Source organism: Sandarakinorhabdus glacialis (assembly GCF_014643455.1).
Classification (GTDB): domain Bacteria; phylum Pseudomonadota; class Alphaproteobacteria; order Sphingomonadales; family Sphingomonadaceae; genus Sandarakinorhabdus; species Sandarakinorhabdus glacialis.
Genome location: NZ_BMJM01000002.1, coordinates 315,540 through 341,117 on the forward strand (window position 1 = coordinate 315,540; position 25,578 = coordinate 341,117).

General features: G+C 64.9%; 24 protein-coding genes. 9 read left to right on the plus strand and 15 right to left on the minus strand.

The window, feature by feature from the left end; genetic code table 11:
* The first annotated feature begins 59 nt into the window (after positions 1-59).
* The 3 genes from rpoD to IEW98_RS04425 all read left to right on the plus strand — a co-directional run bounded on the left by rpoD (position 60) and on the right by IEW98_RS04425 (position 3,806).
* Entirely contained in the window at positions 60-2,117 is a 2,058-nt protein-coding gene (gene rpoD / locus IEW98_RS04415; RefSeq protein ID WP_188761705.1) for an RNA polymerase sigma factor RpoD, read from the plus strand.
* 99 nt (positions 2,118-2,216) lie between these two features.
* A complete protein-coding gene (locus tag IEW98_RS04420) occupies positions 2,217-2,894 on the plus strand; it encodes a hypothetical protein (RefSeq protein WP_188761706.1) in 678 nt (225 codons plus the stop codon).
* 57 nt (positions 2,895-2,951) lie between these two features.
* A complete protein-coding gene (locus IEW98_RS04425) occupies positions 2,952-3,806 on the plus strand; it encodes an AAA family ATPase (RefSeq protein WP_188761707.1) in 855 nt (284 codons plus the stop codon).
* 102 nt (positions 3,807-3,908) lie between these two features.
* Here IEW98_RS04425 and IEW98_RS04430 read toward each other — a convergent pair whose 3' ends face one another.
* Both IEW98_RS04430 and IEW98_RS16330 read right to left on the minus strand, forming a co-directional pair.
* Positions 3,909-4,622, minus strand: coding sequence for an SDR family NAD(P)-dependent oxidoreductase (locus tag IEW98_RS04430; RefSeq protein WP_188761708.1), 714 nt, complete (start codon positions 4,620-4,622; stop codon positions 3,909-3,911).
* Positions 4,623-4,853: 231 nt separating this feature from the next.
* Entirely contained in the window at positions 4,854-5,462 is a 609-nt protein-coding gene (locus tag IEW98_RS16330; RefSeq protein WP_243450550.1) for a PEPxxWA-CTERM sorting domain-containing protein, read from the minus strand.
* A gap of 177 nt (positions 5,463-5,639) precedes the next feature.
* On the opposite strand from IEW98_RS16330, the gene IEW98_RS04440 reads away from it, so the two are divergent.
* The gene (locus IEW98_RS04440) at positions 5,640-6,818 is read left to right on the plus strand and encodes a vWA domain-containing protein (RefSeq protein WP_188761709.1); all 1,179 of its coding nucleotides are present in this window, start codon (positions 5,640-5,642) and stop codon (positions 6,816-6,818) included.
* 1 nt (position 6,819) lies between these two features.
* On the opposite strand, the gene IEW98_RS04445 is transcribed toward IEW98_RS04440, so the two are convergent.
* From IEW98_RS04445 to glpK, 4 genes are all read right to left on the minus strand, one after another.
* Complete coding sequence (locus IEW98_RS04445; protein ID WP_188761710.1) at positions 6,820-8,433, minus strand: tetratricopeptide repeat-containing sulfotransferase family protein; 1,614 nt, start codon at positions 8,431-8,433, stop codon at positions 6,820-6,822.
* A gap of 54 nt (positions 8,434-8,487) precedes the next feature.
* On the minus strand, positions 8,488-10,653 hold the full coding sequence (locus tag IEW98_RS04450; protein WP_188761711.1) for a PQQ-dependent dehydrogenase, methanol/ethanol family: 2,166 nt from the start codon (positions 10,651-10,653) through the stop codon (positions 8,488-8,490).
* A gap of 74 nt (positions 10,654-10,727) precedes the next feature.
* Positions 10,728-10,916 carry a hypothetical protein gene (locus IEW98_RS04455; protein WP_188761712.1) on the minus strand — a complete coding sequence of 63 codons (189 nt, stop codon included), beginning with the start codon at positions 10,914-10,916 and terminating at the stop codon, positions 10,728-10,730.
* A gap of 2 nt (positions 10,917-10,918) precedes the next feature.
* Complete coding sequence (gene glpK / locus IEW98_RS04460; protein ID WP_188761713.1) at positions 10,919-12,409, minus strand: glycerol kinase GlpK; 1,491 nt, start codon at positions 12,407-12,409, stop codon at positions 10,919-10,921.
* A 47-nt stretch (positions 12,410-12,456) separates the two neighbouring features.
* Between glpK and glpD the strand changes: the two genes are divergently transcribed.
* The gene (glpD, locus tag IEW98_RS04465; RefSeq protein WP_188761714.1) at positions 12,457-13,995 is read left to right on the plus strand and encodes a glycerol-3-phosphate dehydrogenase; all 1,539 of its coding nucleotides are present in this window, start codon (positions 12,457-12,459) and stop codon (positions 13,993-13,995) included.
* A gap of 3 nt (positions 13,996-13,998) precedes the next feature.
* Here glpD and IEW98_RS04470 read toward each other — a convergent pair whose 3' ends face one another.
* Positions 13,999-14,985 carry a pyridoxal-phosphate dependent enzyme gene (locus tag IEW98_RS04470; RefSeq protein ID WP_188761715.1) on the minus strand — a complete coding sequence of 329 codons (987 nt, stop codon included), beginning with the start codon at positions 14,983-14,985 and terminating at the stop codon, positions 13,999-14,001.
* 179 nt (positions 14,986-15,164) lie between these two features.
* Between IEW98_RS04470 and IEW98_RS04475 the strand changes: the two genes are divergently transcribed.
* Positions 15,165-16,361 carry a type III PLP-dependent enzyme domain-containing protein gene (locus tag IEW98_RS04475; protein WP_188761716.1) on the plus strand — a complete coding sequence of 399 codons (1,197 nt, stop codon included), beginning with the start codon at positions 15,165-15,167 and terminating at the stop codon, positions 16,359-16,361.
* A 116-nt stretch (positions 16,362-16,477) separates the two neighbouring features.
* Positions 16,478-17,527 carry a 1,9-bis(guanidino)-5-aza-nonane synthase gene (locus IEW98_RS04480; protein ID WP_188761717.1) on the plus strand — a complete coding sequence of 350 codons (1,050 nt, stop codon included), beginning with the start codon at positions 16,478-16,480 and terminating at the stop codon, positions 17,525-17,527.
* Between the two features lie 124 nt (positions 17,528-17,651).
* Here IEW98_RS04480 and IEW98_RS04485 read toward each other — a convergent pair whose 3' ends face one another.
* From IEW98_RS04485 to IEW98_RS04500, 4 genes are read right to left on the minus strand one after another with little or no spacing between them, the layout of a single operon-like run.
* Positions 17,652-17,942 carry an alkylphosphonate utilization protein gene (locus IEW98_RS04485; protein WP_207792498.1) on the minus strand — a complete coding sequence of 97 codons (291 nt, stop codon included), beginning with the start codon at positions 17,940-17,942 and terminating at the stop codon, positions 17,652-17,654.
* The gene (locus IEW98_RS04490; RefSeq protein WP_188761719.1) at positions 17,894-18,487 is read right to left on the minus strand and encodes a YdeI/OmpD-associated family protein; all 594 of its coding nucleotides are present in this window, start codon (positions 18,485-18,487) and stop codon (positions 17,894-17,896) included. The genes IEW98_RS04485 and IEW98_RS04490 overlap by 49 nt, the downstream gene beginning before the upstream one ends.
* 16 nt (positions 18,488-18,503) lie before the next feature.
* Positions 18,504-19,712: a class I SAM-dependent RNA methyltransferase gene (locus IEW98_RS04495; protein WP_188761720.1), complete on the minus strand. Its 1,209-nt coding sequence runs from the start codon at positions 19,710-19,712 to the stop codon at positions 18,504-18,506.
* The gene (locus IEW98_RS04500) at positions 19,709-21,121 is read right to left on the minus strand and encodes an NAD(P)H-hydrate dehydratase (protein WP_243450551.1); all 1,413 of its coding nucleotides are present in this window, start codon (positions 21,119-21,121) and stop codon (positions 19,709-19,711) included. Before IEW98_RS04500 ends, IEW98_RS04495 begins: the two co-directional genes overlap by 4 nt.
* A 30-nt stretch (positions 21,122-21,151) precedes the next feature.
* On the opposite strand from IEW98_RS04500, the gene IEW98_RS04505 reads away from it, so the two are divergent.
* A complete protein-coding gene (locus IEW98_RS04505) occupies positions 21,152-21,373 on the plus strand; it encodes a hypothetical protein (RefSeq protein WP_188761721.1) in 222 nt (73 codons plus the stop codon).
* A 10-nt stretch (positions 21,374-21,383) separates the two neighbouring features.
* On the opposite strand, the gene ilvD is transcribed toward IEW98_RS04505, so the two are convergent.
* Entirely contained in the window at positions 21,384-23,102 is a 1,719-nt protein-coding gene (ilvD, locus tag IEW98_RS04510; RefSeq protein WP_188761722.1) for a dihydroxy-acid dehydratase, read from the minus strand.
* A gap of 95 nt (positions 23,103-23,197) precedes the next feature.
* Here ilvD and IEW98_RS04515 point away from each other — a divergent pair, with 95 nt between their 5' ends.
* A complete protein-coding gene (locus IEW98_RS04515) occupies positions 23,198-23,560 on the plus strand; it encodes a VOC family protein (RefSeq protein WP_188761723.1) in 363 nt (120 codons plus the stop codon).
* 14 nt (positions 23,561-23,574) lie between these two features.
* On the opposite strand, the gene IEW98_RS04520 is transcribed toward IEW98_RS04515, so the two are convergent.
* From IEW98_RS04520 to IEW98_RS04530, 3 genes are all read right to left on the minus strand, one after another.
* Entirely contained in the window at positions 23,575-24,294 is a 720-nt protein-coding gene (locus IEW98_RS04520) for an N-formylglutamate amidohydrolase (RefSeq protein ID WP_243450552.1), read from the minus strand.
* Positions 24,291-25,058, minus strand: a complete 768-nt coding sequence (locus IEW98_RS04525) for an enoyl-CoA hydratase/isomerase family protein (RefSeq protein WP_243450553.1) — start codon at positions 25,056-25,058, stop codon at positions 24,291-24,293. Before IEW98_RS04525 ends, IEW98_RS04520 begins: the two co-directional genes overlap by 4 nt.
* Before the next feature lie 114 nt (positions 25,059-25,172).
* On the minus strand, positions 25,173-25,454 hold the full coding sequence (locus IEW98_RS04530; RefSeq protein WP_188761724.1) for a hypothetical protein: 282 nt from the start codon (positions 25,452-25,454) through the stop codon (positions 25,173-25,175).
* Positions 25,455-25,578 lie beyond the last annotated feature (124 nt).

The following is a 25,578-nucleotide window of genomic DNA, read 5'->3' on the forward strand; positions in this document are numbered from 1 at the left end:
TTCGCCCGAGCGTTGCCTAATTGATCTGGGCGGCAGCCTGGACGGACAAGGGATTAAAGATGGCAAAAGCGAATGTGGCTGCGGCAGAACCCGAAGCCAAGGCCGACGGCAACGATGCGCCTCTGCTCGATCTCAACGAAGCCTCGGTCAAGAAGCTCCTCGCCCGTGCCAAGAAGCGTGGGTACATTACCTATGACGAGCTGAACGAGGCATTGCCGCAGGACCAGATGTCCAGCGAGCAGATCGAAGACGTCATGGCGGCGCTGTCCGAAATGGGCATCAACATCATCGAGAACGATGAACCCGCCGATGACGGGGTCGAAGCCGTGCGCAAGGAAGACGAGGACGAGGACGAGCCCGAAGCTGTCGAAGGCGATCTCGGCACCGCGCCGGTCGCTGTCGTCACCAAGGCGCCGCTTGATCGCACCGACGATCCGGTCCGCATGTACCTGCGCGAGATGGGCGCCGTCGAGCTGCTCAGCCGCGAAGGTGAAATCGCCATCGCCAAGCGCATCGAGGCCGGCCGCAACACCATGATCGCCGGGCTGTGCGAAAGCCCGATGACGTTCACCGCGATGATCGACTGGTCGAACGCCCTCAACGAAGGCCGCATGCAGCTGCGCGAGATCCTCGATCTCGAAGCCATGCTGGCGAAGGACCCCGCCGAAGCCGCCACCGACGAGGATGGCGAGGCCAAGGACGGCAGCGACCTGCCGACGGTTCAGTTCAAGGAAGAAGAAGACTCCGATAGCGACTCGCCGACCGCGCCCGACGAGGAAGACGGCATGACCGAGCGGCGCATGCGCCCCGACGGCAAGCCGGCCATTCCCGATGACGACGAGGAAGACGCGACGCTGTCGCTCGCTGCGATGGAGGAGGTGCTCAAGCCCGCCGCGCTCGAGAAATTCGCCGAGATTACCGCGACCTACAAGAAGTTCCTCAAGTTGCAGGAAACCCGGCTGTCGGCGCTCAACGCCAATACCGCGTTCCCCGGCACCGACGAACGCAAGTATCAAAAGCTGCGCGAAGAGCTGACCCGCGCCGTCCAGTCGATCCATTTCAACAATGGCAAGATCGAGCTTCTGGTCGACCAGCTTTATACGCAGAACCGGCGCCTGCTGGTGCTCGGCAGCCAGATGATGAAGCTGGCCGACAAGCACAAGATCAACCGCAAGGCGTTCCTCGACGATTACATGGGCAGCGAGCTCGACGAGGGCTGGCTGGCGCGCGTCGGCGGCATCGACAAGAAATGGGCCGCATTCGCCGCCGCCGAGCATGGCACCGTCGAATCGATCCGCGGCGAGATCGCCAACATCGCCGATGCCACCGGTGTCGAGCTGGGCGAGTTCCGACGCATCACCAACATGGTGCAGAAGGGCGAGCGCGAAGCCCGGATCGCCAAGAAGGAAATGGTCGAGGCGAACCTGCGCCTGGTCATCTCGATCGCCAAGAAATACACCAACCGCGGGCTGCAATTCCTTGATCTCATTCAGGAAGGCAATATCGGCTTGATGAAGGCGGTCGACAAGTTCGAGTATCGCCGCGGTTATAAATTCTCGACCTATGCGACCTGGTGGATCCGCCAGGCGATCACCCGCAGCATTGCCGACCAGGCGCGGACGATCCGCATTCCGGTCCACATGATCGAGACGATCAACAAGCTGGTGCGGACGTCGCGCCAGATCCTGCACGAGATCGGCCGCGAGCCGACCCCCGAGGAGCTTGCCGAACGGCTGTCGATGCCGCTCGAAAAGGTCCGCAAGGTGATGAAGATCGCCAAGGAGCCGATCAGCCTCGAGACGCCGATCGGCGACGAGGAAGATTCGCATCTGGGCGACTTCATCGAGGACAAGAACGCCGTTATTCCGGTTGATGCCGCCATTCACGCCAACCTCAAGGAGACCGTGACGCGGGTTCTGGCCAGCCTGACGCCGCGCGAGGAACGCGTCCTGCGCATGCGTTTCGGCATCGGCATGAACACTGACCATACCCTCGAGGAAGTCGGCCAGCAGTTCAGCGTCACCCGCGAGCGCATCCGGCAGATCGAGGCCAAGGCGCTGCGCAAGCTCAAGCATCCATCGCGCAGCCGCAAAATGCGCAGCTTCCTCGACGTCTGAGGTTTGCCGCTGTTGCCCGAACGCCACCGGTGGCGACGTAATTCCGTCGCCGCCGAAGCGTCACTTGTGACCAATGACGCCGCGCGGTAAACCGCGCGAATGGCAGTTCCTTACCTCGTGCTGATGACTTCGGCGATGCTCCTGGCGGTGACCACGACGGCTATGGACCCTGTACGCAACCGGATCGTTGCCGACGCCGGCGCCATGACCCCGGCATCGCTGGCGTTCGACCGGACGACGAAATCGGTACGGACCGGCGGTGGGACTACGACCAACACGCTCAAGGTCGAGCGCTGGGACGGGCATAAATGGGCGCTGGTCTCGATTAACGGCCGCAACCCCACCGGCGGCGAGCGCGCCGAGGCCGAGAAGCTTGCCGCGGCAAGCCCGGTACCCGGCTATCACCGGCTGGCCGCGCTGCTCGCCACCGCGACAGAATCGGTCACCGACTCGCAGGGGCGCACCGTGATCAAGATCCCGGTATTGCCGGCCGGCACCGTCCGCACCGACTCATCCGACATTTCCGGTCATCTCAAGGCCGAGGTCGTCCTCTCGAGCCGGGATGACAAACCTTGGGCCGAACGCGTCAAGGTGACGGCGCGCGAACCGTTCAAGATGAACATGCTGATCAAGGTGCTCAGTTTCGAACAGGTCAGCGAATACAAGCTCGACGCCGACGGCAGGCCTCGGCTCGATCGCCAGATCGCCGATTCGGCCGGCACGATGTTCGGTTTTCCGGGCGGCGAAAAGAGCGAGATCACTTACGCCTATCGCTAGTTGCCCGCACGCTGCCGCGCCTCTAGCGTCAGCCGATCTCACGCGAAAAGGCTCTCCATGTCATCGATCCGCTTCCAGGGCACGTCCGGCTATGTGGCCACCGAAGATCTCAAGGTCGCGGTAAACGCCGCGGTCACATTGCGGCGGCCTTTGCTCGTCAAGGGCGAGCCAGGCACTGGCAAGACCGTGCTGGCGCAGCAGATCGCCGATGCGTTCGACGCGCCGTTGATCGAATGGAACGTCAAATCGACGACCAAGGCGCAGCAGGGCCTGTACGAATATGACGCGGTCAGCCGGCTGCGTGATTCCCAGCTTGGCGACGAGCGCGTCCACGACATCTCGAACTATATCCGCAAGGGCAAAATGTGGGAGGCATTTACCGCGCCCAAGCTGCCGGTGCTGCTCATCGACGAGATCGACAAGGCCGATATCGAGTTTCCCAACGATCTGCTGACCGAGCTCGATCGCATGGAATTCGACGTCTACGAGACCGGCGAGCGCGTCAAAGCCGCCATCCGGCCGATCGTCATCATCACGTCGAACAACGAAAAGGAATTGCCCGACGCGTTCCTGCGCCGCTGTTTCTTTCACTATATCAAGTTCCCCGATCGCGACACGATGCAGGCGATCGTCAACGTTCACTTCCCCGATATCCAGAAGACGCTGGTGTCGGAGGCGCTCAACATCTTCTTTGATATCCGCGAAGTGCCCGGCATGAAGAAAAAGCCGTCGACCTCCGAGCTGCTCGACTGGCTCAAGCTGCTCATGCACGAGGACCTGCCGATCGAGGTGCTGCGCAACCGGGATACCAAGTCGCTGATCCCGCCGCTTCACGGCGCGCTGCTGAAGAACGAAGCCGATGTGATGCTGTTCGAGCGACTGGCGTTCATGAGCCGGAGGAACAACGCCTGATCCTGGAGCGAATCTTCATGCTGAACTCGTTTCAGCATCCATCGTGCCCCACGCCAGCATCAGCCGGCCGCTCGATGGATGCCGGAACGAGCGCTTGCGCCCCTAGCGCAGCAACAGCCCGCCATCGATCGCGAGCGACTGCCCGGTGATGTAGCTGGCGGCCGGCGAGGCCAGGAACAGGATGGCGTCGGCGATCTCCGAAGGCTCACCCCAGCGGCGCATCGGAATGGCCTTGAGCAGGCGCTTCTCGCGATCGGCGTCGACCCGCATCCGTGCCGTCATGCGGGTGGCGATGAAGCCCGGCGCGACGAGGTTGACGCGGACGCCATCGGTTGCCCATTTGTCGCCCAGCGCGCGCGTCAGGCCCAGCAAGCCGGCCTTCGACGCCGTGTAGGCTGGGCCTTCCTTGATCGCGAGGAACGACGCCAGGCTGCCGATATTGACGATGCTCCCCTGCCCCGCCTTCAACCACGGGAACAGCCGCACGCTCAGGTCCATGACGGCATTGAGGTTAAGGTCGACCGTCGCCTCGAACTGGTCCTGGTCATATTCGTTGGCGCCGCCCGATCCTGCATTGTTGACCAGGATATCGAGCTTGTCGAACCTTGCCGCGAGCTCGGCCCGCGCTGCCGGCACAGCCAGGTTGGACTGGAAATAGGCGACGCCGGGCAAGGGCTGGTCATAATCCTCGAAACGGCCGCGCGTACCGGTAACGGCAACATGCGCGCCAAGCGCCTGCAGGGCCGCCGCCGTTGCATGGCCGATCCCCTGGCTGCCACCGGTGACCAGTGCGGTCTTGCCCGATGCCCAGCTCATGCGCCTGTCCCCGCAAGGCCGGTTCCGGTGCCGGTTGTCTCTGCCAAAAGCGCGGTCGTGCCGCTGAAATCGAACCTGTCCAAGCCATCCTCCTGCATTCTCAGGAAGTGATGACCATGGCATCGGCCGGCGGCAAGGTGGCGGTTATGACAGGCGTCGTATCGCGGTGCTGGTATCCGGACAGGCAAAAGGGGCGCAGCTTTCGCCGCGCCCCCGCCATGCCGGCAAAGTTCAGGCGGTGATGGCCCGAACGCCGCGGCGACGGACCGAATAGCCGATCAGCCCGAAACCGACCATGAGCATCGCCCAGGTCGCAGGTTCCGGAACGGCACTCACGCGAACAATGAAATCATCATGATTGTCGTCGGCATTATTGATGAAATCATCGAGGCCGATATAGAGGACGTTGCTGCTGTAGCTCTGGATGCCGCGCGGCGTGAAGACGCCGAAGCCGTCGCTGCCCGGCGACACGCTACCGCCATTGAAGCCGACGCCGGTCAGCACGCCCGCCAGGAAGTTACCGGACCCGATCAGCTCCGGACCCCATGTGGACTTGTTGTATTCCGCGAACGCCGGGAGGCTGCCGAACTGGAACGAATTGACGTTTCCACTTTCGCTGCCCATGTAATCGAAGCGCAGCCGGCGGTCGGAATTCAATGTGATGACAGTTCCGCTGGTACGATACCGGTACAGCCCAAGATTACCCAGGTCGCGGGCGAAATCGTTGCTCTCTCGAATGACGAATTCGGTCCCGGGAGAGACCGTAAATGCCGCTGCGAAAACCGGCGTCGTCGCCAGCAATACCGCAGTCAATGCGGCGCCGATAAATTCCTTGCGCATGGATAGCCCTTCCTGTTCGGACGGCGTTATGCCGCAACATCAGGATGCCGATTTCTTGATCCAAAGTTAATGAAGCATCGGGAGTAGAGGCTGGCTATTCCGAACAGACAAAAACGTCAGGTCGCCGGGGTACCGAGAACACTGGCGGCGCCGCCGCCGCTGGGGTAGCTTCAAGCCATGTTCCTGACCTTCCTGAACGAGCTGCGTGCAGCCAAGATCCCGGCTTCGCTCAAAGAGCATCTGCTGCTGCTCGAAGCCCTGCGGGCCGATGTCATCGACTGGTCAATCGAGGATTTCTACTATCTGGCGCGCGCGACCTATGTGAAGGACGAGGGCCTTCTGGATCGCTTCGACATGGTGTTCGGCAAGGTCTTCAAGGGCCTGGAATCGAGCATCGAGACCGGCACGGCGGAAATTCCCGAAGACTGGCTGCGCGCCATGGCCGAGCTCAACCTGTCGCCCGAGGAGATGGCCGAGCTCGAGAAGCTGGGCTGGGACAAGCTGATGGAGACCCTCAAGGAGCGCCTCGAGGAGCAGAAGAAGCGCCATGAAGGCGGCAACAAATGGATCGGCACCGCCGGCAAGTCGCCGTTCGGGGCGCAGGGTTCGCATCCCGAAGGCGTCCGGATCGGGCAGGACAAGGGCCGCAACGGCAAGGCCGTCAAGGTCTGGGACAAGCGCGAATACAAGAATCTCGATTCATCGGTCGAACTCGGCACCCGCAACATCAAGGTGGCGCTGCGCCGGCTGCGCAAGTTCGCCCGCGACGGCGCCATGGACGAGCTCGATCTCGACGCGACGATCTCCGGCACCGCCAAGAAAGCCTATCTCGACATCGTCATGCGCCCCGAGCGTCACAACGCCGTCAAGCTGCTGCTCATGCTGGATGTCGGTGGCTCGATGGACCCGCATATCAAGGTTTGCGAGGAACTGTTCTCGGCGGCGCGCTCCGAATTCAAGCATCTCGAATTCTTCTACTTCCACAATTGCCCCTATGAAGCGCTGTGGAAGGACAACAAGCGCCGCTGGGCTGAACGCACCCCCGTCATGGAATTGCTCCACAAATTTCCCCACGACTACAAGCTGGTCTTTGTCGGCGACGCTTCGATGAGCCCTTACGAGATCAACTATCCCGGCGGCTCGGTCGAACATTGGAACGAGGAAGCCGGCGACGTCTGGATGACCCGGATGCTCGACATCTATCACGCCGCGGCCTGGCTCAACCCCATCCCCGAAAAAAGCTGGGGCCACAGCCAGTCGATCCAGATGATCAAGACGATCATGGAAGACCGGATGTTCCCGCTGTCGCTGGAAGGGCTCGATCGTGCCATGCGCGAGCTGACCCGCTCGCGCTGAGTCAGCTTTTATAGTCGAACTTCTCGGTCCACGGCGCCAGGATCGGCAAGATCGGCGCCATCTCGGCCTCGAATTGCCGCCACTGGCCGCCGCCGTCGAACAGCCCCTTGCGGACCTGGCCGACGCTGGCGGTATTGACGTCGAGCCCGCGCGCCGCCGTGCTGAAGTCCCGAAGCGCCTCGGACCATGGTAACCCGAGGAAATCGCACAGCTGCCGTGTTACCGCGTCGAAATCATTGACAAGTTCTTCATATCGGATTTCGAGCACGGGGTTCGGCAGCCGGGCCAGGCAACTTGCCTGCAACCGCATCACAGCGTCGTAATGGCGCGCGCAGTCCTTGAGGCTGGTGAACGCCAGTGCCACCGGGCTCGCCGCAAAGTTCTGGCTGAAACAGCTCAACACGACATCGCGCGGATCGCGGCGCATGACGATGATCGGGGCGGCCGGGAACAACCGCGCAATCAGCGGCAGGTCGAGCGTCTTCAGCGGATCCATGTCGAGAAAAAGTTTTGCGTTCGCTCCGACGCCGAAATCGGCAACACGCTGCCAATAGGCCCTGCGAAATGGCTCGAGGGTCGCTGCGTCAGCACTGTCGAGCCGCTGCAGCCCGTCCGCATCCTTGAGGAACGCCGCCTGCGATGCCGCAAGTGTCGGCAGTTCCTCGAGCGCCGCCACGCCCTCGATGCCTGCCAGAATAGTCTCGACAAGGGTCGTTCCCGAGCGCTGATAACCGAGCAGGAAGGCGTGGCGCCGCGTTTCGCCGGCCGCAACGACCGGCCACGGCCCCGGCCCGGCGGCGACGATATGCTGATCGAGCCGGTCGGCAAGCTGGCGATGGCCTTCGAGTGCCACCAGATACGGAAACTGCGCGGCGAGTTTCGATTTTGCGTCGGCGTACGCCACAACAGCCGCAGCGGTCTCACCGATCCTGGCCAGTCCATCACCCAATAGCGACGCCGCCGCGCTGTGATTTTCGGCATTCAGCGCCGGCTCGGCGAGAAGTTCGCGAAGCTGTGCCACCGCACCGGCAGCAGCCCCCTCGGCGATGTCGCACCGCGCCACCGCACACCGCGCCACCGCATCGCCCGGATCGATCGCCAGCGCGCGCCCGGCAAACACCCGCGCCGACGCATATTCGCCCTGCGCCGCTGCGATTGCCGCAACCCCGGCCAACGCCTGCGACCGCCCCGGATCGAGTGCAATCGCCCGATGATAGCTGTTTGCCGCCATGTTGAGCGAACTGCCCTGGTGCAGTGCAAAGCCGCGCTCGAGCCACGCCACCGCATAGCCGGGCGCAACCGCGATTGCCGTGTCGAACACTTCGAGCGCCTCGCTCAGCCGGTGCTGGCGCCGCAGCGCCAGCCCGAGCGTCGTCAGCAGATGCGGGTCGCCGGGGCTATGCGCGAGCGCCTGCACGAGGCTCAGCTCGGCACCGCGCGGGTCGCCGTCCTCCACCATCTGCCAGGCCATGAGATTGTGCAGGAACGGGTCGCGCTCTCCCGCGGCGACCGCCTGCCGCGACAGTCGCACGGCATTCGCCACGTCGCCGGCGGCTAGTGCCGCATCGACCTGGCTGGAAAAATCGGGGTTCGTCGGAAGTCCGGATGGCTGCATGGCCGCGACGATAGTCCATGGCCGCAATTGCTGCCAGCTATCGCCGCGTCGTTCCTACTTTCCAGTCGACCCCTTCGCCGCCAGTTTCGCGCCATCCTCAGTGGCGAGGAACTTCGCCTGCACGCCGACATAGGCCCGCACCGCCTCGATCTCATCCTTGGAGAACCACTTGGCAAAGCTGACCATGCCCTGGTCCTTGAGGATGCCGCCGTGGACAACCGCCGCCCAGGTGTCGCGATCCGCCAGCGCCGATGCACGGCGCAGGTCGGGCACCAGCCCGCTCGAACGTGCCCCGGCACCGTGGCAGATGCCGCAATTGCCCTCGAATATGCTCCCGCCCAAGGCGATCTGCGCCGGGGTAAAGGTCTCCGTCGGCGGGTTCGCCGGCGCCAGTTCGGGCGCTTCATACGGTGGCAGTTTGGCAGTACCGCCCAGCTTGAAGACGAGGACGCGACCGTTCGGTTGAATGCGCTGCGGCCCGTCGGGATACCCGGTCGACAGCGGATAGGCTCCGCCATAACCAGCCATCACCGCCACATATTGCGTATCGCCGACCTTGAAGCTGATCGGCCCCGCAACCACGCCTGTCTGCGCGTCGAAGCTCCACATTGTCTTGCCGGTTGCCGCGTCGAACGCCTGGAAACCGCCCTTGGCATTGCCCTGGAACACCAGATTGCCAGCAGTCGCCAGCGCGCCGCCGTTCCACGGTCCATCATACTGGACGCGCCAGGCTTCCTTCTGCTTGACCGGATCCCAGGCCAGTAGCTGACCCTTCAGGATCGCCCGGGTCGCGCGCGTCGCGGCAGCGTCGTTGGGCGGCGCATTGATCGCTGCGATGACGGCGATATTCCAAGCCCCCTGCTTGTGAACATATTTCGGATCGTTCTGATAGGCGAAAGGCACCTCCTGCGCCGGAAGGTAAACCAGCCCCGTCTTGGGGCTGAACGCCATCGGATGCCAGTTATGCGCGCCCAGCGCCGATGGCGAGACCAGTGCCGTCGCATCCTTGCGGAACCGCTGCCCATCGACTTCGATAGGGCGTCCGGTCGCCATGTCGACACCGCTCGTCCAGGTCTGCGGCACGAACCCCTTGGCGCTGATCAGCTTGCCGGTCTCGCGGTCGATGACATAGAAAAAGCCGTTCTTGGGCGCCTGCATCAGCACCTTGCGCGGCTGGCCGTCGATCGGCAGCGTCGCCAGGATGATCGGCTGGGTCTGGGTAAAGTCCCACGTCTCGCTCGGCGTCCCCTGGTAGTGCCAGATGTACTTGCCGGTATCGGGGTTGAGCGCGACAACCGACGACAGGAACAGATTGTCGCCCTTGCCCTCCGATCGCACCTGGTGATTCCACGGGCTGCCGTTGCCAACGCCGATGTACAGGCGATCGAGTTCCTGATCATAGACGATCGCGTCCCAGACCGTCCCGCCGCCACCGGCCTGCCAGTATTTGCCCGACCAGCTTGCCCCCGCCTTGGCCTTAAGCACCTCGTCGGATGCTTCGCCGTCGGGGCCTTTCGCCGGGTCGCCCGGGATGGTGTAGAACCGCCATGCCTTCTTGCCGGTCTCGGCGTCATAGGCGGTGATATAGCCGCGCACGCCCAGTTCGGCGCCGCCGTTGCCGATCAGCACCCTGCCCTTCACCACGCGCGGCGCGCCGGTGATCGTATAGGGCTGCGACTTGTCGAACGTCTGGGTCGTCCACACCGGCTTGCCCGTAGCGGCGTCGAGCGCGATCAGCCGGCCATCGAGAGCACCGAGGAACAGCTTGCCGTCATAAGCGGCGAGCCCGCGGTTGACGACATCGCAGCATGCCGCATGGCCGCGATCCTTGGGGACTTCGGGATCAAAGGTCCATTTGACCTTGCCGGTCGCTGCATCGAGCGCGACGACTTTCGACCATGCCGTCGTCGTGTACATGACGCCGTCGATGACCAGGGGCGTCGCCTCCTGCCCGCGATTGGTGTCGAGGTCATAGCTCCACGCCAGCCCCAGCCTGGCCGCATTGCCGGTATTGATCTGTTCAAGGTTGGCGTAACGCTGCTCGGCATAGGTGCCGCCGTGCGTCATCCAGTTGCCGGGCTCCGAAGCCGCATTGGCGAGACGAGCGGCATCGACGCTGGCGCCGGTGCGGCGCGGGCTCGCTGCATCGCCATGGTTGACCGGCACCATCCAGAGCGCGCCGGCCAGGGCCAACACACTCGCACCCGCAGTAAATTTCATATGCCGTCCCCAACGCGTGTTCTTGTTGGTAACAGATTATCAGTGATCATCGGCTGAACAAGCGAACGATTGTCTCAGGTCGGGATCGGCACCGGCAGGCTGTTGATCCAGCCGTTGAACAGGATGACGACACCGGCGACCATCATCAGGATCGCCTTCATCCGATTTCCGCCGGGTTGCCGGAACAGCCAGATGCCGGTGACGATCAGCGCGAACGCCGCGGCAGCCGACAGGCCAAGCAGGATCGAGGGCGGGTTGTTCATGGCTATGGAACCAATGTCTGGCGAACCGCCCGCGCCCAGCCGGCACGGCGCGCGGCGCGGGTTTCGGGAGCGGCAACGGGCGTGAATGTGCGATCGGGCGCCGCCATGGCGGCGGCTGCAGTATGGAGGTCGGCGAACAGTCCGGCGCCGACGCCCGCCAGCATCGCGGCACCCAGCGCGGTCGTCTCGATGACGCGCGGCCGTTCCACCGCGATGCCGAGGCTATCGGCGAGGTCCTGGCACAGCCAGTCGTTGGCCACCATGCCGCCATCGACGCGCAACTTTTCCGCCGGCACCCCGTCCGCCGCCAGCGCATCGACGAGGTCGGCAGTCTGTTGCCCCATCGCCTCGAGTGTCGCCCGGACGATATGCGCGCGGGTGGTGCCGCCGCTCAGCCCCGTCAGCGTGCCGCGCGCGCCGGGCTGCCAGTGCGGCGCCCCCATTCCCGCCAGCGCCGGCACGAACACCACGCCGCCGCTATCGGGAACGCTCTGCGCCAACGCTTCGGTCTCGCGGCTGTCGCCGATGATGCCGAGCCCGTCGCGGAGCCATTGCACCGCAGCGCCCGCGGTGAAGATCGACCCCTCCAATGCATAGGCCGGCACCCCGGCCAGCCGCCATGCCACCGTCGACAGCAGGCGGTGGGCGGATTTCGCCGCCACCGGGCCAGTATGCGCCAGCAGGAAGCAGCCGGTGCCATAGGTCGCCTTTAACTGCCCTGGCGACAGGCAGGCCTGGCCAATCGCCGCCGCCTGCTGGTCGCCCGCGCTGCCGGTGATCGGGATTTCCTGGCCCAGCAGCGCCGTCGTCGCCAAAGCCCCGGCGCAATCGGTGATCTGCGGCAGGATCCCGGCCGGCACGCCGAACAGCCCGAGCAATTCCGGGCTCCATTTGCACGCCGCCAAGTTCATCAACAGCGTCCGCGAGGCATTGGTCGCATCGGTGATATGGCGCGTGCCCGCGCTTAGCTTCCAGATCAGCCAGGATTCGACGGTGCCGACCAGCAAGCGCCCGGCCGTTTGCGCCGCTGCTACAGCCGGCCAATTGTCGAGCGCCCAGCGGATCTTGGTCCCCGAAAAATACGGATCGAGAATGAGCCCGGTCACCGCCTGCACCATCGCCTCGTGCCCCGCCGCCTGCAGCGCGGCACAGGCCTCCGCCGTCCGCCGGTCCTGCCAGACGATCGCCGGTGCCACCGGCTCGCCGCTGACGCGATCCCAGAACACGACCGTCTCGCGCTGGTTGGTGATCGCGATGGCGGCGACCCGCGGCACGCCGACAATATCGGCGACCTCGATCAGGCAATCCCGGCTGGCCCGCCAGATCTCGCCGGCGTCGTGCTCGACCCAGCCGGGCCGGGGGTAGTGCTGGGTGATCGGTTTGCCCAAATTGGCGACGATCTCGCCGCCCTGCGTGAAGGCGATCGCGCGCGTCGAGGTCGTCCCCGCATCGAGGACGAGAAGGAGATTTGCGCCGGGGGGTGTGGTCGCCATGCCGCCTTCCCTAAACTGCCAGCGAGGACTAGTTAAGCCCGCCTGTCATGACATCGCCCCCGATCCCCGATCACCCGTTCGACCTGCTGATCATCGGCGGCGGCATCAACGGTGCCGGCATCGCCCGCGACGCTGCCGGCCGCGGGCTGTCGGTTGCCCTTGCCGAAGCCGGCGACCTTGGCGGCGCCACCTCGAGCGCATCGACCAAGCTCATCCACGGCGGCCTGCGCTATCTCGAATTCTATGCCTTCGGCTTGGTTCGCAAGGCGCTTGCCGAACGCGAAGTCCTTCTCGACATCGCCCCGCATATCAGCTGGCCGCAAAGCTTTGTCCTGCCGAGCGCGCCCGAACAGCGGCCCGACTGGATGCTGCGCGCCGGGCTTTTGCTCTACGACAATCTGTCGCGCCGCAAGGTTGTCCCTGGCTCGGAGCGCATCGACCTGCGGCAGGACCGCGCCGGGCAGGCCTTGGCGGCACGCTACACCCGCGCCTTTCGCTACTGGGACGGCTGGGTCGACGACGCCCGGCTGGTCATCGCCAACCTTCAGGATGCCGCTGCCCGCGGCGCGCTGATCCTGCCGCGTACCCGGGTCGTGCGCGCCGAATTCGCGGACGATGTCTGGACGGTTACGCTGGGTGACGACCGCAAATTGACGGCGAAACAGGTCGTCAACGCCGCCGGCCCCTGGGCTGAAATCGTCGCCCGCACCGTACTCGGTCGCAACGACGCACCGGCGCTGCGGCTCGTCCAGGGCTCGCACATCGTCACCCGCCGCGTCCATCTCGGGAAGGACGCCTTCATGCTGCAACAGCCCGATGGCCGGATCGTCTTCGTCATCCCCTATGAGCGCGATTTTTCGCTGATCGGCACCACCGAACGCGACATCGACACGCCCGAGGCTGCGCGCATTACCGAGGACGAAACCGAATATCTACTCGGTGCCGCCAACCGCTATTTGTCGCGTCCGCTGACCCGCGCCGATGTCGTCCATAGCTTCGCCGGCGTGCGGCCGCTGATCCTCGAACCTGGCAAGGGCGACCGCGAGACAACCCGCGACTTCCGGCTGGTCGATCACGACGGCGTCCCCGCGCTGACCGTCGTCGGCGGCAAGATCACCACCTACCGCGTCCTCGCCGAAGACGTGATGAAGACGATCGCGCCGAAATCGAAACCCTGGACCGGCAAGGCGCCGCTGCCCGGCAGCGATATCGAGCGCCTGCCCGGTGAGAACGGCCAGGAGGCCTTCAGGCGCTGGACGGCAAACCTCGTTGCCGCTCAGGAGAACTACGACCCCAGGCTGGTCAAGCGGCTGGCGATCACCTTGGGAACTGCTGCCGAGCCGCTGCTCGAAAACGGCCTCGGCGCCAACATCGGCGGCATGTTCGAGGCCGAACTCGAACATTATGTCGCCAAGGAATGGGCCACGACCGCAGAAGACGTGCTCTGGCGCCGGACCAAGATGGGCCTCCACATCGGCAACGCCGGCCGCGCCGAAGTCGCCCGGTGGTTCGGCGAGGCAGTCACGACACCCGACCAAGTCGACGACCCCGTCGGCCACCGCTTCGCCGTCCCCGGCCAAGCCTGACGCTCAGGCCGCCAGACACTCTGCAAACACTTTCGCATCGACATTCCCGCCCGACAGCACCACGATCGCCGTCTTGCCTTTCAGGTCGACAACCCCAGCCAGCGCCGCCGCCAGCGCCACCGCGCCACCGGGCTCGACCACGAGCTTCAGTTCCCGAAACGCAAACGCCACAGCGCGCGCCACCTCGGCCTCGGTCACCACACCTGCGACGGCATGATTGGCGCGCAGCGTCGCGAACGTCAGCTCCGACATCCGCAGCGTCTGCAGCGCGTCGCACCGCGTCGGCTGGGGGTCGCTGACCGGCACGATGACCCCGCCCGCCAGGCTGCGCCCGACATCGTCCCAGTTGACCGGCTCGATCGCCACCACCGGCAGCTTCGACCCTACGGCGAATCCGCTCGACAGCCCGCCGCCGCCGCAGCAGACCAGCGCGAGATCCGCCGTGATCCCCATCGCCGCCAAATCGGCCACCGCCTCAAATCCCGCCGTTCCCTGCCCGGCAATCACATGCCGGTCGTCGAACGGCGGCACAATCGTCGCGCCGCGCTCTGCTGCCAGCGCTGCGCCGATGGCCTCGCGCTTCTCGGTCAGCCGGTCGTAGAAGATCACCTCGGCACCATCCGCGCGCGTGCGCTCGACCTTCACCGCCGGCGCGTCGCGGGGCATGATGATCGTGGCGCGCAGCGCGAGCAGCCGCGCCGCCAGCGCTACCCCCTGTGCGTGATTGCCCGACGAATAGGCCACCACGCCGCCGGCCCGATCGGCCTCGGGTATCACCGCCAAACGATTGTAGGCACCGCGAAACTTGAACGATCCGGTGCGCTGCAAACACTCCGGCTTGAGAAAAATTCGCCCACCGACCGCGGAGTCGAGCGCCGCGCTGGTTAGCAGCGGTGTATGAAAAACAATCCCGGCGAGGCGTTCGGCCGCTGTCACGACTTCGTCATAAACCACCACCGAAGTCATTGAAAAAGCGCCCTCATCCGACATGCGTCAAGCTCCTGAAACCGTAGGGAAATATTGCAAAAAATCTTGTCATAAAAAACTTCTTTACATAGGGGGTCAGCGACCCTAGATACGCCCTCCGCTGCCCCATGGGACTTCCACCGCAAGGCAGTTTTGTTGGTTACGCAAGTAACCGCTCTTTGCCCACCCGGAGGTCCCTTGAATTGCAAGAAAACCATAACGCGCTGGGGGTAGCGACCGGCCACAAGCCGACGCAACCTGTCACCCTTGTACGCCCTCACGCCGCGCATCGCGCTGCCCGTTACTTCCTCGAGAAGTTTCCGGGTACGTCGATGTATGCCGTGAAGGCCAATCCTTCGCCGGACTTGATCCGTGCGTTGTGGGATGCCGGTATCACCCATTTCGACGTCGCCTCGATCGCCGAGGTTCGCCTCGTCCGCGGTTTGCTGCCCACGGCCGTGCTGTGCTTCATGCACCCGGTCAAGGGCCAGGAAGCCATTGCCGAAGCCTATCACGATCACGACGTCCGCACTTTCAGCCTCGATTCGCTGACCGAGCTCGCCAAGATCGTCGATGCGACGTCCACGGATGACGTCGCTGCTGCCGACCTGACGCTGTGCGTCCGGCTGCGCGTCTCGTCGGCGCATTCCAAGCTCAGTCTGGCCTCCAAGTTCGGCATCGCCGCCGATGAATCCGCCGAATTGCTGATGGCCACCCGCCAGGCTGCCGATGCGCTCGGGATCTGCTTCCACGTCGGTTCGCAGGCGATGAGCCCACAGGCCTATGCCGAAGCGCTTGCCCAGGTCCGCACCGCGATTGTCGGCGCCGGCGTCACCGTCGATGTCGTCGATGTCGGCGGCGGCTTCCCGTCGATTTACCCCGGCATGGAGCCGACCGCGCTCGATGGATATTTCGAAGTCATCCACCGCGCCTACGAAGCCTTGCCGATCAGCTATTCGGCCGAATTGTGGTGCGAGCCCGGCCGCGCGCTATCGGCGGAATATGCCAGCGTGCTGGTCCGCGTCGAAGCCCGCAAGGACGACATTCTCTACATCAACGACGGTGCCTATGGCTCGTTGTTCGATGCAGCGCATGTTGCCTGGCGCTTTCCCGTCGCCATGGTTCGCGAAATCCCTTCGCGCGCCCGCACGATGGAGTTCAGCTTCTACGGCCCGACCTGCGACGACATGGATTTCATGCGCGGACCCTTCGAACTGCCCGCGGATATCCAGGCCGGCGACTATATCGAAGTCGGCATGCTCGGCGCCTATGGCTCGGCAATGCGCACCGGTTTCAACGGCTTCACCGCCGGCGCGACCGTCATCGCCCGTGACGAGCCGATGGACTCGGCTTATGGTGTCGTCGAAACGTCACCATCGAAGGTTATCAGCATCCGCTAACTGAGATTGCCGCTCCGGGAAACCGGGGCGGCACCCCCCGCTCGGCGCCGGAATGATCCGGCCGCGGGCGGCGCTTTGCATAAAGCGCCGTGCCAGTGAAACCACTGGAGACTTCCATGTCCGAACAGATCAACGACACCCGCAAGGCCGAGCTTCTCGCCAACGAAGTCAAGCACATCGACATCACCAGCTTCGACGCGCGCCCGATCATCGACCAGATGGGCGGCATGAGCTTCACCTCGCGTGATCTCGCCCGCGCCACGCGCATCTACAACATGATGCTCGAGGACAAGGACTGCTCGATCTTCCTCGTCATCGCCGGCTCGACCAGCGCCGGCGGCTGCATGGACCTTTATGCCGAGTTGCTCCGCAACAACATGATCGACGGCATCGTCGCCACTGGCGCAACGATCGTCGACATGGATTTCTTCGAAGGCCTTGGCCACAAGCACTATCAGGCGCTTGAAATCCCGAACGATAATGAACTTCGCTCGCTTTATATCGATCGCATCTACGACACCTATATCGACGAAACCAAGCTCCAGGATTGCGACCACACGATCTTCGAGATCGCCAACAGCCTCGAGCCCCGACCGTACTCGTCGCGCGCCTTCATCCGCGAGATGGGCAAGTATCTTGTCGAGCACGGCAAGAAGGACAACAGCCTCGTCAAGCTCGCCTATGAGCATAACGTGCCGATCTTCTGCCCGGCCTTCGTCGATTCATCGGCCGGCTTCGGCCTGGTCAAGCACCAGGTCGAAAACGCCAAGGCAGGCAAGCCGTACATGGTGCTCGATGCCATCGCCGACTTCCGCGAACTCACCGACATCAAAATTGCAGCCGGCACCACCGGGCTGCTCATGATCGGCGGCGGCGTTCCCAAGAACTTCATCCAGGACACCGTCGTTTGCGCTGAAATCCTCGGCCATGAAGACGTCGCGATGCACAAATACGCCGTACAGATCACCGTCGCCGACGTCCGCGACGGTGCCTGCTCGTCGTCGACCCTCCAGGAAGCCGCCAGCTGGGGCAAGGTCCAGACCACCCAAGAGCAGATGGTCTTCGCCGAAGCCGGTTCGGTCATGCCGCTCCTCGCCAGCGATGCCTATCACCGCGGCCATTGGAAGACCCGCACCAAGCGCTCGTTTGCCAAGATGTTCGTCTGATCAAATGGCCCTCCGTGGCAACACGGAGAGCCATTCGCTCCTAGGAGCGGACGATCTACCCTAAGCTGTCATCCCGGGCTGGACCCGGGACCCAGTTGCTTCTTTGCGGCGCCAACTCCCGCAACTACGCCTTGCGAACGAACTCCGTCCGCAGCACCAGCCCCTTGACCTTGTCGACCTTGCAATCGATCTCGTCGGTATTCCCGGTCAGTCGGATGCCCTTGACCAGCGTGCCGCGCTTCAGCGTCACCGATGTGCCCTTGACCTTCAAGTCCTTAATCAAGGTCACATTGTCCCCATCGGCCAGCACGCTGCCGTTGCTGTCGCGCGTCTCGTCGCTCATTCGATAACCCCTGGCAGGCGACTTCAGCGTCCCGCCATTTGCCAATAGCGCCGCTTGCCCTCCGCCGTCCATTCCACCGTTGTCGCCAGCCGGCGCGCCCGGGTCGCGGCCTGCTTCGCCTCGATCACCCACTCGATATATTCGCGCTGCGCACTCGGCGGAAAGCCCGCAAACGCTGCCGCCGCCGCAGGAACGGCATCCAGCGCCGCACGCAGGTCGTCCGGCATTTCGGCAGGCGGTTTCTTCGTCGCCAACCGCGGTGCCTTGCCGCCGGCATCGACCAGCGCCATTGCCTCGGCGACCATCGCTGCCAGCACGTCATCGGCCGGCATGTCCGCGACCGAAGTCACCTTGCCGAACTGCCCCATCCCCTGCCCCTTCATGCCGGCTTCGCCCGCAACCTCGCGCCGCGAGAAATGCACGCCGGCATGCGCCTTGAACGCCGCCATTCCGCAGATCTGGCGATCCTTGTACAGGAACGCCGGCATCGACCATTTCAGCGTTTCTTCGGTCTCCGGGCAGGCCGCGTGGACGATTTCACGCATGTGCCGCAGGATGGGCTGGGCAAACGGCGCGGCCGCTTCGATATAAGCATCGACCCGTGCGTCTTCCGTCATGACCAGTCCCCCCTCGTCAGCGCACGAACCTAGCAACCAGCTCGACATGGGTCGACCAGCGAAATTGCGCCACCGGCCACAGCATCTCGAGGCGATAGCCCGCCTTCTTCAGCGTCTCCGCATCCCGCGCAAAGGTACCGGGATTGCACGACACAGCCACCACGACCGGCACCTTCGACGCTGCCAGCATCGCCGACTGCGCCTGCGCCCCCGCCCGCGGCGGATCGAACACGACCGCATCGAAGACGTTCAGCTCGGCTGCCGTCACCGGCCGCCTGAACAGGTCGCGCTGCACCGCCGTAATTGGTCGCCGGTACTGCCGCACCGCCGCCTCGAGCGCCTCCACCGCTGGCCCCGCTGCATCGACCGCAACCACCTTGGCCCGCACCGAGAGCGGCAGCGCAAACGTCCCCAGCCCGCAAAACAGATCCGCCACCCGCGATGCCCCGCCAACCGCCGCCAGCACCGCCGCAACCAGCGCCGCCTCGCCCTCGCGCGTCGCCTGCAGGAACGGCGCCGGCGGCAACGCCACCGGCACGCCCCCCATCGCCAGCATCGGTATCCGCGGCATCGCTACCGTTTCGACGCCGTGCGCACCCTCGATCGACAGCTGCGCCAGGTCGTGCGCCGTCGCAAAATCGGTCAGCCGCTCGATCTGCTTGAGCGTTTCGGCCGCCACATTCGCCAGCAGCACATCGACGCCGGTATCGCTCATCGTCAGCGTCACGCCCGCCCCCTGCCCCTCAGCCACCGCCTTGCCGAGCAGCGCTCGCAGTGGTGACACCAGCGCAAAGAGTTCCGGCGCAAGTACCTCGCATTGCTGGACATCGATGATGCGGTGGCTGCTGTCGGCATTGAATCCCAGGGTAAGCTTGCCGCCGCGCTTGACGGCCCTCAGCGACGCCCGGCGACGGCTTTTCGGCGGCGACAGCGACACCGGCGCAACATTCTCCGGCGTAATCCCGACATGCGCCAATGCCCCCAGGATCCGATCGACCACAAAGCTGCAATAGGCATCGTCGGTGACGTGCTGGAGCTGGCAGCCCCCGCATTCGGGATAGTGCCGGCATGGCGGCACGACATGTCCCGGCCCCGGCTCGATGACCGGTCCCGCGGCGTCGAATCGCACCAGGTCGCCGACCGCGGCGCCGAGTACGAACCGCCCATCCGCAGTAACACCGTCACCGCGCGCAGCAAGCCGGACAATCGAAACAGCTTCGCTCAACGCCCCGTCTCCAACCCTGCAAATACCGCCGGCAACAGCCCTGGAATATCATCGGCGATCAGTCCCGGGCCACCGCGCAGTCCGGCATCGCCGTGCAGCCACACGCCGGCTCGTGCCGCATCGAACGGCGCCATGCCCTGTGCCAGCAATGCCCCGATAATGCCCGTCAGCACATCGCCCGACCCCGCCGTCGCCAGCCACGGCGCCGCATGAATGTTGATCGCCGTCCGGCCGTCCGGATCCGCGATGATTGTCTCGGCGCCTTTCAGCAGGACTACCGCACCGCTGCCCGCGGCAGCAGCCCGAACCGCGCCGATACGATCCGGTCCAATGGCACCGAACAGCCGCACGAACTCTCCCTCGTGCGGCGTCAGCACCAGCGGCGCCCGCCCGAAACCCGGCAGCATCGCCAATGCCCCGGCGTCGGCAACCACCGGCACATCGCCCGCAAGCACGAGCGCCAGCCAGTCCCGCCCGCGTGCATCGTCCGCCAGCCCCGGCCCGATCGCGACTGCGCCGAGCCGCGCATCCCCCAGCATTGCCCGACCCTCATCGTCGCTCCGCCGCATGATCGCATCGGCCGGCGCGCGATTCCCCGGCCCAACCAGCGTCACGACTCCCGCCCCCGCTCGCAGTGCCGCCAGTGCCGTCAACCGACCCGCGCCGCCCCGCCCGGCATCACCCTCGACCACCATCACCGCGCCGCGACTGTATTTGTGCGTCGCCGCCGGCATTGCTCGCACCACCGGCGCCGGCACAAGCCGCACCCGCGCATCCGCCACATCAACCCCGATATCGGCAATCACGACCCGCCCCGACAATGCCCGCCCGGCCCCGAGCGCATGCCCAAGCTTCATCGCCCCGAAGGCCACCGTCAGATCTGCCGCTAATGGCCGCCCCGATGCGCCGCCCGTCGCCGCGTCGATCCCGCTCGCGATATCGATCGCAATCACCAGGCCGTGCCCGCGCATCCGATCAAGCACCGCCTGCTCGATCTCGGGCAGCGGCCGCGTCAATCCCGTTCCGAACAGCGCATCGACGATGATCGCCGCCGGTGCCGCACCGTCCAACGGCTCGACCGGCCCCTTCCAGCGTGCCGCCATCGTCGCCGCCGGCTCACTGGTCGCAGGCCCTGCCGCTGCCACCCGCACCGCATAGCCCGCCACCTTCAGTCCGGCCGCCACGCCATAGCCATCGCCGCCATTGTTGCCGCGCCCGCACAGCACCAGCACCGTCCCGCCCGGCGCAAACATCCGGATCGCCCGGACAGCCGCTGCCGCCGCCCGCTCCATCAGCACCAGCGCCGGCGTTCCACGCCCGATTTCGGCATTCTCGGCCGCGCGCATGCTCGCCGGATCGAGCAAAGCCGGTCCGGCAGCGATCGTCAGCAGGGAATTGCTTGTCATCATCGGAGGGCGGTGTAACAAGCCGCGATGTCTATGGCGCGCATCAAATTCACCCTATTGCTTTCGCTGCTCGGCCTTGCCGCCTGTGCGCCGTCGCCGCTCTATGTCAGCGGCCCGCGCATCGGCACGGGCGGGGAGATCCCGCGCGACGGTCGCGGCGAGCCGATCTGGGGGGCCATCACCCAACCGGTACCGCTGCCGCCGCCCCCGATCATGCCGGTCGGCGTCGGCGTGCCGATCACGCCGCCCGCCTGACCTTCAAGCACTAGATATCGGCGTAAACATGCGTCTCGGCACTCGCCCCGGGATGCGTAACCGCGCCATTCCGCGCCGACCCGACATTCTGCGCGAACCGCCAGATCGCTCCGGACTGGTAGTCGCTCCGCCGCGGCCGCCACGCCGCCCGGCGCGCCTCGATCACCGCCGCATCGACATCAAGGTCGATCGTCCCCGCCGCTGCATCGATGCTGATGATGTCGCCATCCTCGACCAGCGCAATCGGGCCACCCTCGGCCGCCTCGGGCCCGACATGCCCGATACAAAAGCCCCGGGTCGCCCCCGAAAACCGTCCATCGGTGATCAGCGCCACATGCTCGCCAAGCCCCTGGCCATAGAGCGCGGCAGTCGTCGACAACATCTCGCGCATGCCCGGCCCGCCTTTCGGCCCCTCGTAACGAATGACGACAACGCTGCCCTTGATGATGGCGCGCGCCTCGACCGCGGCAAAGCAATCTTCCTCGCAATCGAACACCTGCGCCGGGCCACTGAACTGCAGCCGCGCCATGCCGGCAACCTTGACGATGGCTCCGTCGGGCGCCAGCGACCCCGTCAGCCCGACCACGCCGCCGGTCGGCGACAACGGGTTCGACACCGGATAGATCACCTTCTGGTCGGGGTTCCAGGTAACCTCGTCGATGTTTTCGGCCAAAGTCTTGCCGGTCACCGTCATGCAATCACCGTGCAGCAGCCCGGCCTCGAACAAGGTCTTCATCAGCATGTAAACGCCGCCGGCATCGTACATGTCCTTGGCCACGTACTTGCCACCTGGCTTCAAGTCCGCAATGTAAGGCGTTGACTTGAATATCTCGGCAACGTCGAACAGGTCGAAGGCGATTCCCGCTTCGTTTGCCATCGCCGGCAAATGGAGCGCGCCATTGGTCGACCCACCGGTCGCCGCAACGATCCGCGCCGCATTCTCGAACGCCTCGCGCGTGCAGATATCGCGCGGCCGGATATTGCGCTCGATCAGCGTCATCACCTGGCGCCCGGCGGCGATGGCGATTTCGGCGCGGCTGGCATATGGCGCCGGTGTCATGTTCGAATGCGGCAACGACAGCCCGATCGCCTCGCCAACGCACGCCATCGTATTGGCGGTAAACTGCCCCCCACAAGCGCCATGACCCGGGCAAGCAACCTTTTCCAGCGCCGTCAGCCGCGCCAGCGGGCACGTTCCCGCTGAATAACCGCCGACCGCCTCGAACACATCGACCACGGTAACGTCCCGGCCCTCGAACTGCCCCGGCAGGATCGAGCCGCCGTAGACGAAAATGCTCGGCACATTCAGCCGCAGCATCGCCATCATCATACCCGGCAGCGACTTGTCGCAACCAGCAAAGCCGACAAGTCCATCATAACAATGGCCTCGGACCGAGAGCTCAACCGAGTCGGCAATCACCTCGCGGCTGACCAGTGACGATTTCATGCCCTGGTGACCCATGGCGATCCCGTCGGTCACGGTAATCGTATTGAACCGTCGCGGCATCCCGCCGGCCTCGTTGACCCCCTGCCGGCAGACATCGGCCTGCGCGTCGAGTGTCGTGTTGCAAGGGGCCGAATCATTGCCCGCCGACGCGATGCCGACGAATGGCCGCGAAATCTCTTCCTCGGTCAGCCCCATCGCGTAATAATAGCTGCGATGCGGCGCGCGTTCCGGACCAACCGAAACGTGGCGGCTTGGCAGACGGGACTTATCGAAACGGGACATATCAACTCCAAACGTCTTCAGGCAGCCTGCTGGCCGCAACTAGCTTGCGGGTCAAGCAATATAATTGGCATTTTGTTGCTCAAAGGATCGATGTCATGGGTGTAACAGGCTTCGGCGGACTGTTCTTTCGGGCCCGCGACCCGGACGCATTGAACCTCTGGTATCGCACTTATCTGAACATCGGGGCCGGTTGCAGCACTGGCGACGGTCCCGCGAACGAATGGTATTGGCAGGCCCAGGGCGGGCCCACCGTTTTCGCCCCGTTCAAGGCCGATACCGCCTATTTCGCCGCCGACAAGGGCTTCATGATCAACCTGCGCGTCACCGCCATCGACTCGCTGATCGCCGACCTTGCGGCTGCCGGCATCGCCGCCGAGACCCGCCTCGACTGGGACTCGCCCGAAACTGGCCGTTTCGCCCGCATCCACGACCCCGAAGGCAACGCCATCGAACTGTAGCAACCTCCCGCTGCCTAGCCGAGCTGCCGCCGCACATGGTGGACGGTATCGGCAATGATCCCCGCCCAGTGCGCCACCCCTGCCGCATCGCCAATCTGGTCGTTGCGAACCTCGATCCCCAAATACGGGATCTTGTTCCCTTCGGCGTGCAAGTTCATCGTATAGTTGAGCGTCCGCCCCGAATACGGCTCATTGTCTCCGACATGCAGCCCGCGCGCCGCCAGCGCCGCTATCCCCGGCCGCGCCGCCCGGTCATCCTCGTTGTACAATATCCCGATCGGCCACGGCCGCGCCTCCCCCGCGCGTGTCGCCAATGCCGGCGTGAAGCTGTGGATGCTGATCATCAATGCTGGCCGCCGCGCCGCGATCTCGCCGGCGATCGCCGCATGATACGGTGCATGGATCGCCGCGATCCGCAGGGCTCGCTCGGCAGCGCTTAAAGCCAAATTTCCCGGAATGACATGCCCGTCGCTCGCCGCCGGGATCACATCGGCCACCGCCGGATCACGATTGAGGTCGATCGCCAGCCGCGTCACTGTCGCGATGATCGCCGGCGCGCTCAGCGCCCCGGCCAGCGCTTCCGACAGCGCCGCCGTGCCGATATCGATCGCCACATGATTGCCGAGCAACGCCGTATCCACGCCGAGTTCGATCCCCGGCGGCACCATGTTCGAGGCATGGTCGGCGATGATCAGCATCGGCGCGGTACCGACAATGATCCGCGGCGCCGTCACCCGAACACCGGCTTGCGCTTGCCGAGGAACGCGCTGACTCCTTCGTGGAAATCGCCCCCGGTAAATGCCGCGTCGAAACCCGCCGACGATTCGGCATCGTCGTCGATGACACCTTCGATGATGCGCTGAACGATTGCCTTGCTGGCGACCTGGCTCGCCGGCGATGCCGCCACGATCGCCGCCGAAAACGTTGCGACCGCTGCTTCCAGGTCTTCGGCAACCTCTTGGACCAGCCCGATCCGCAGCGCCTCGGCCGCCCCCACCAGCATCCCCGAAAACAGCAGGCGTTTTGCCTGCGACGCGCCAACCAGGTCGACCAGCAATCGCGTATCGTGAAGCGGATAGACCAGGCCGAGCTTGGCCGGCGTGATCCCCATCCGCGCCCGCGGCGAGACGATGCGCACGTCGCAGGCGAGGGCAATGCCGCAGCCGCCGCCGACCGCATCGCCGTCGATCACCGCCACCGTCGGCTTCGGCGCCCGCGCCAGCGTTACCTGCGTCGCACGAATCGCCGCCTGGTTGCGCGCCCGCCAGTCCGGATCGCCCGAAGACTCGGCGAATTCGCCGATATCGGCACCCGCGCAGAATGGCCCCGAATGCGATCCCACGAGCAGGACACGCACCGACGGGTCCGCCATTGCCGCATCCACCAGCTGCGGAAAAGCCTTCCACATGGCCTGGTTCATGGCGTTGCGCTTGGCCGGCCGGGCAATACCGAGCCGGGCGATGCCGCCTGAGATTTCGAGGTGCAGATGGTCGGTCAACAGGGCCCCCTTTTCGATCGCCTTGCATAGGCGGCGGGCGGCCAAAGAAAAAGGGGCCGGTGCTGTGCACCGGCCCCTGAGGGCATCCTGGGGTCAGGATTCCTGTTGTCTGTCTTACTGCGCGGTCGGCGCCGTGTTCAGAGCGGCCATGTCGGTGCCGAGCACCTTGGCTGCTGCCGAAAACTTCTTGCTGGCTTCGCCGCGGCCACCGGCCTCGCAAAGCTTTTCGCCGACGTTGACGAGGGTCAGCGCCTTGCGAGCCTGGTCAGGCTGGGCAACGGCGGCGAGCTGGCGGATCTGGGCCGGTGCGGTGTCGCAGCTGCTGGCGGCAAGTGCCGGGCTCGAGAAGGCGCCGATCAAGGCGAGTGCAGGAACGAGGAAGAAACGCTTGGTCATGGTCGATCTCCTGATGGCATTCGCGAAATGGGCGGGACTGCCCGGTTGAGTATCACTCAATTCAACTAGTGGAGATTTAAGTCACACTCAGGTTGCCGTCAAGCTAAAAATTGAGTGGTAATCA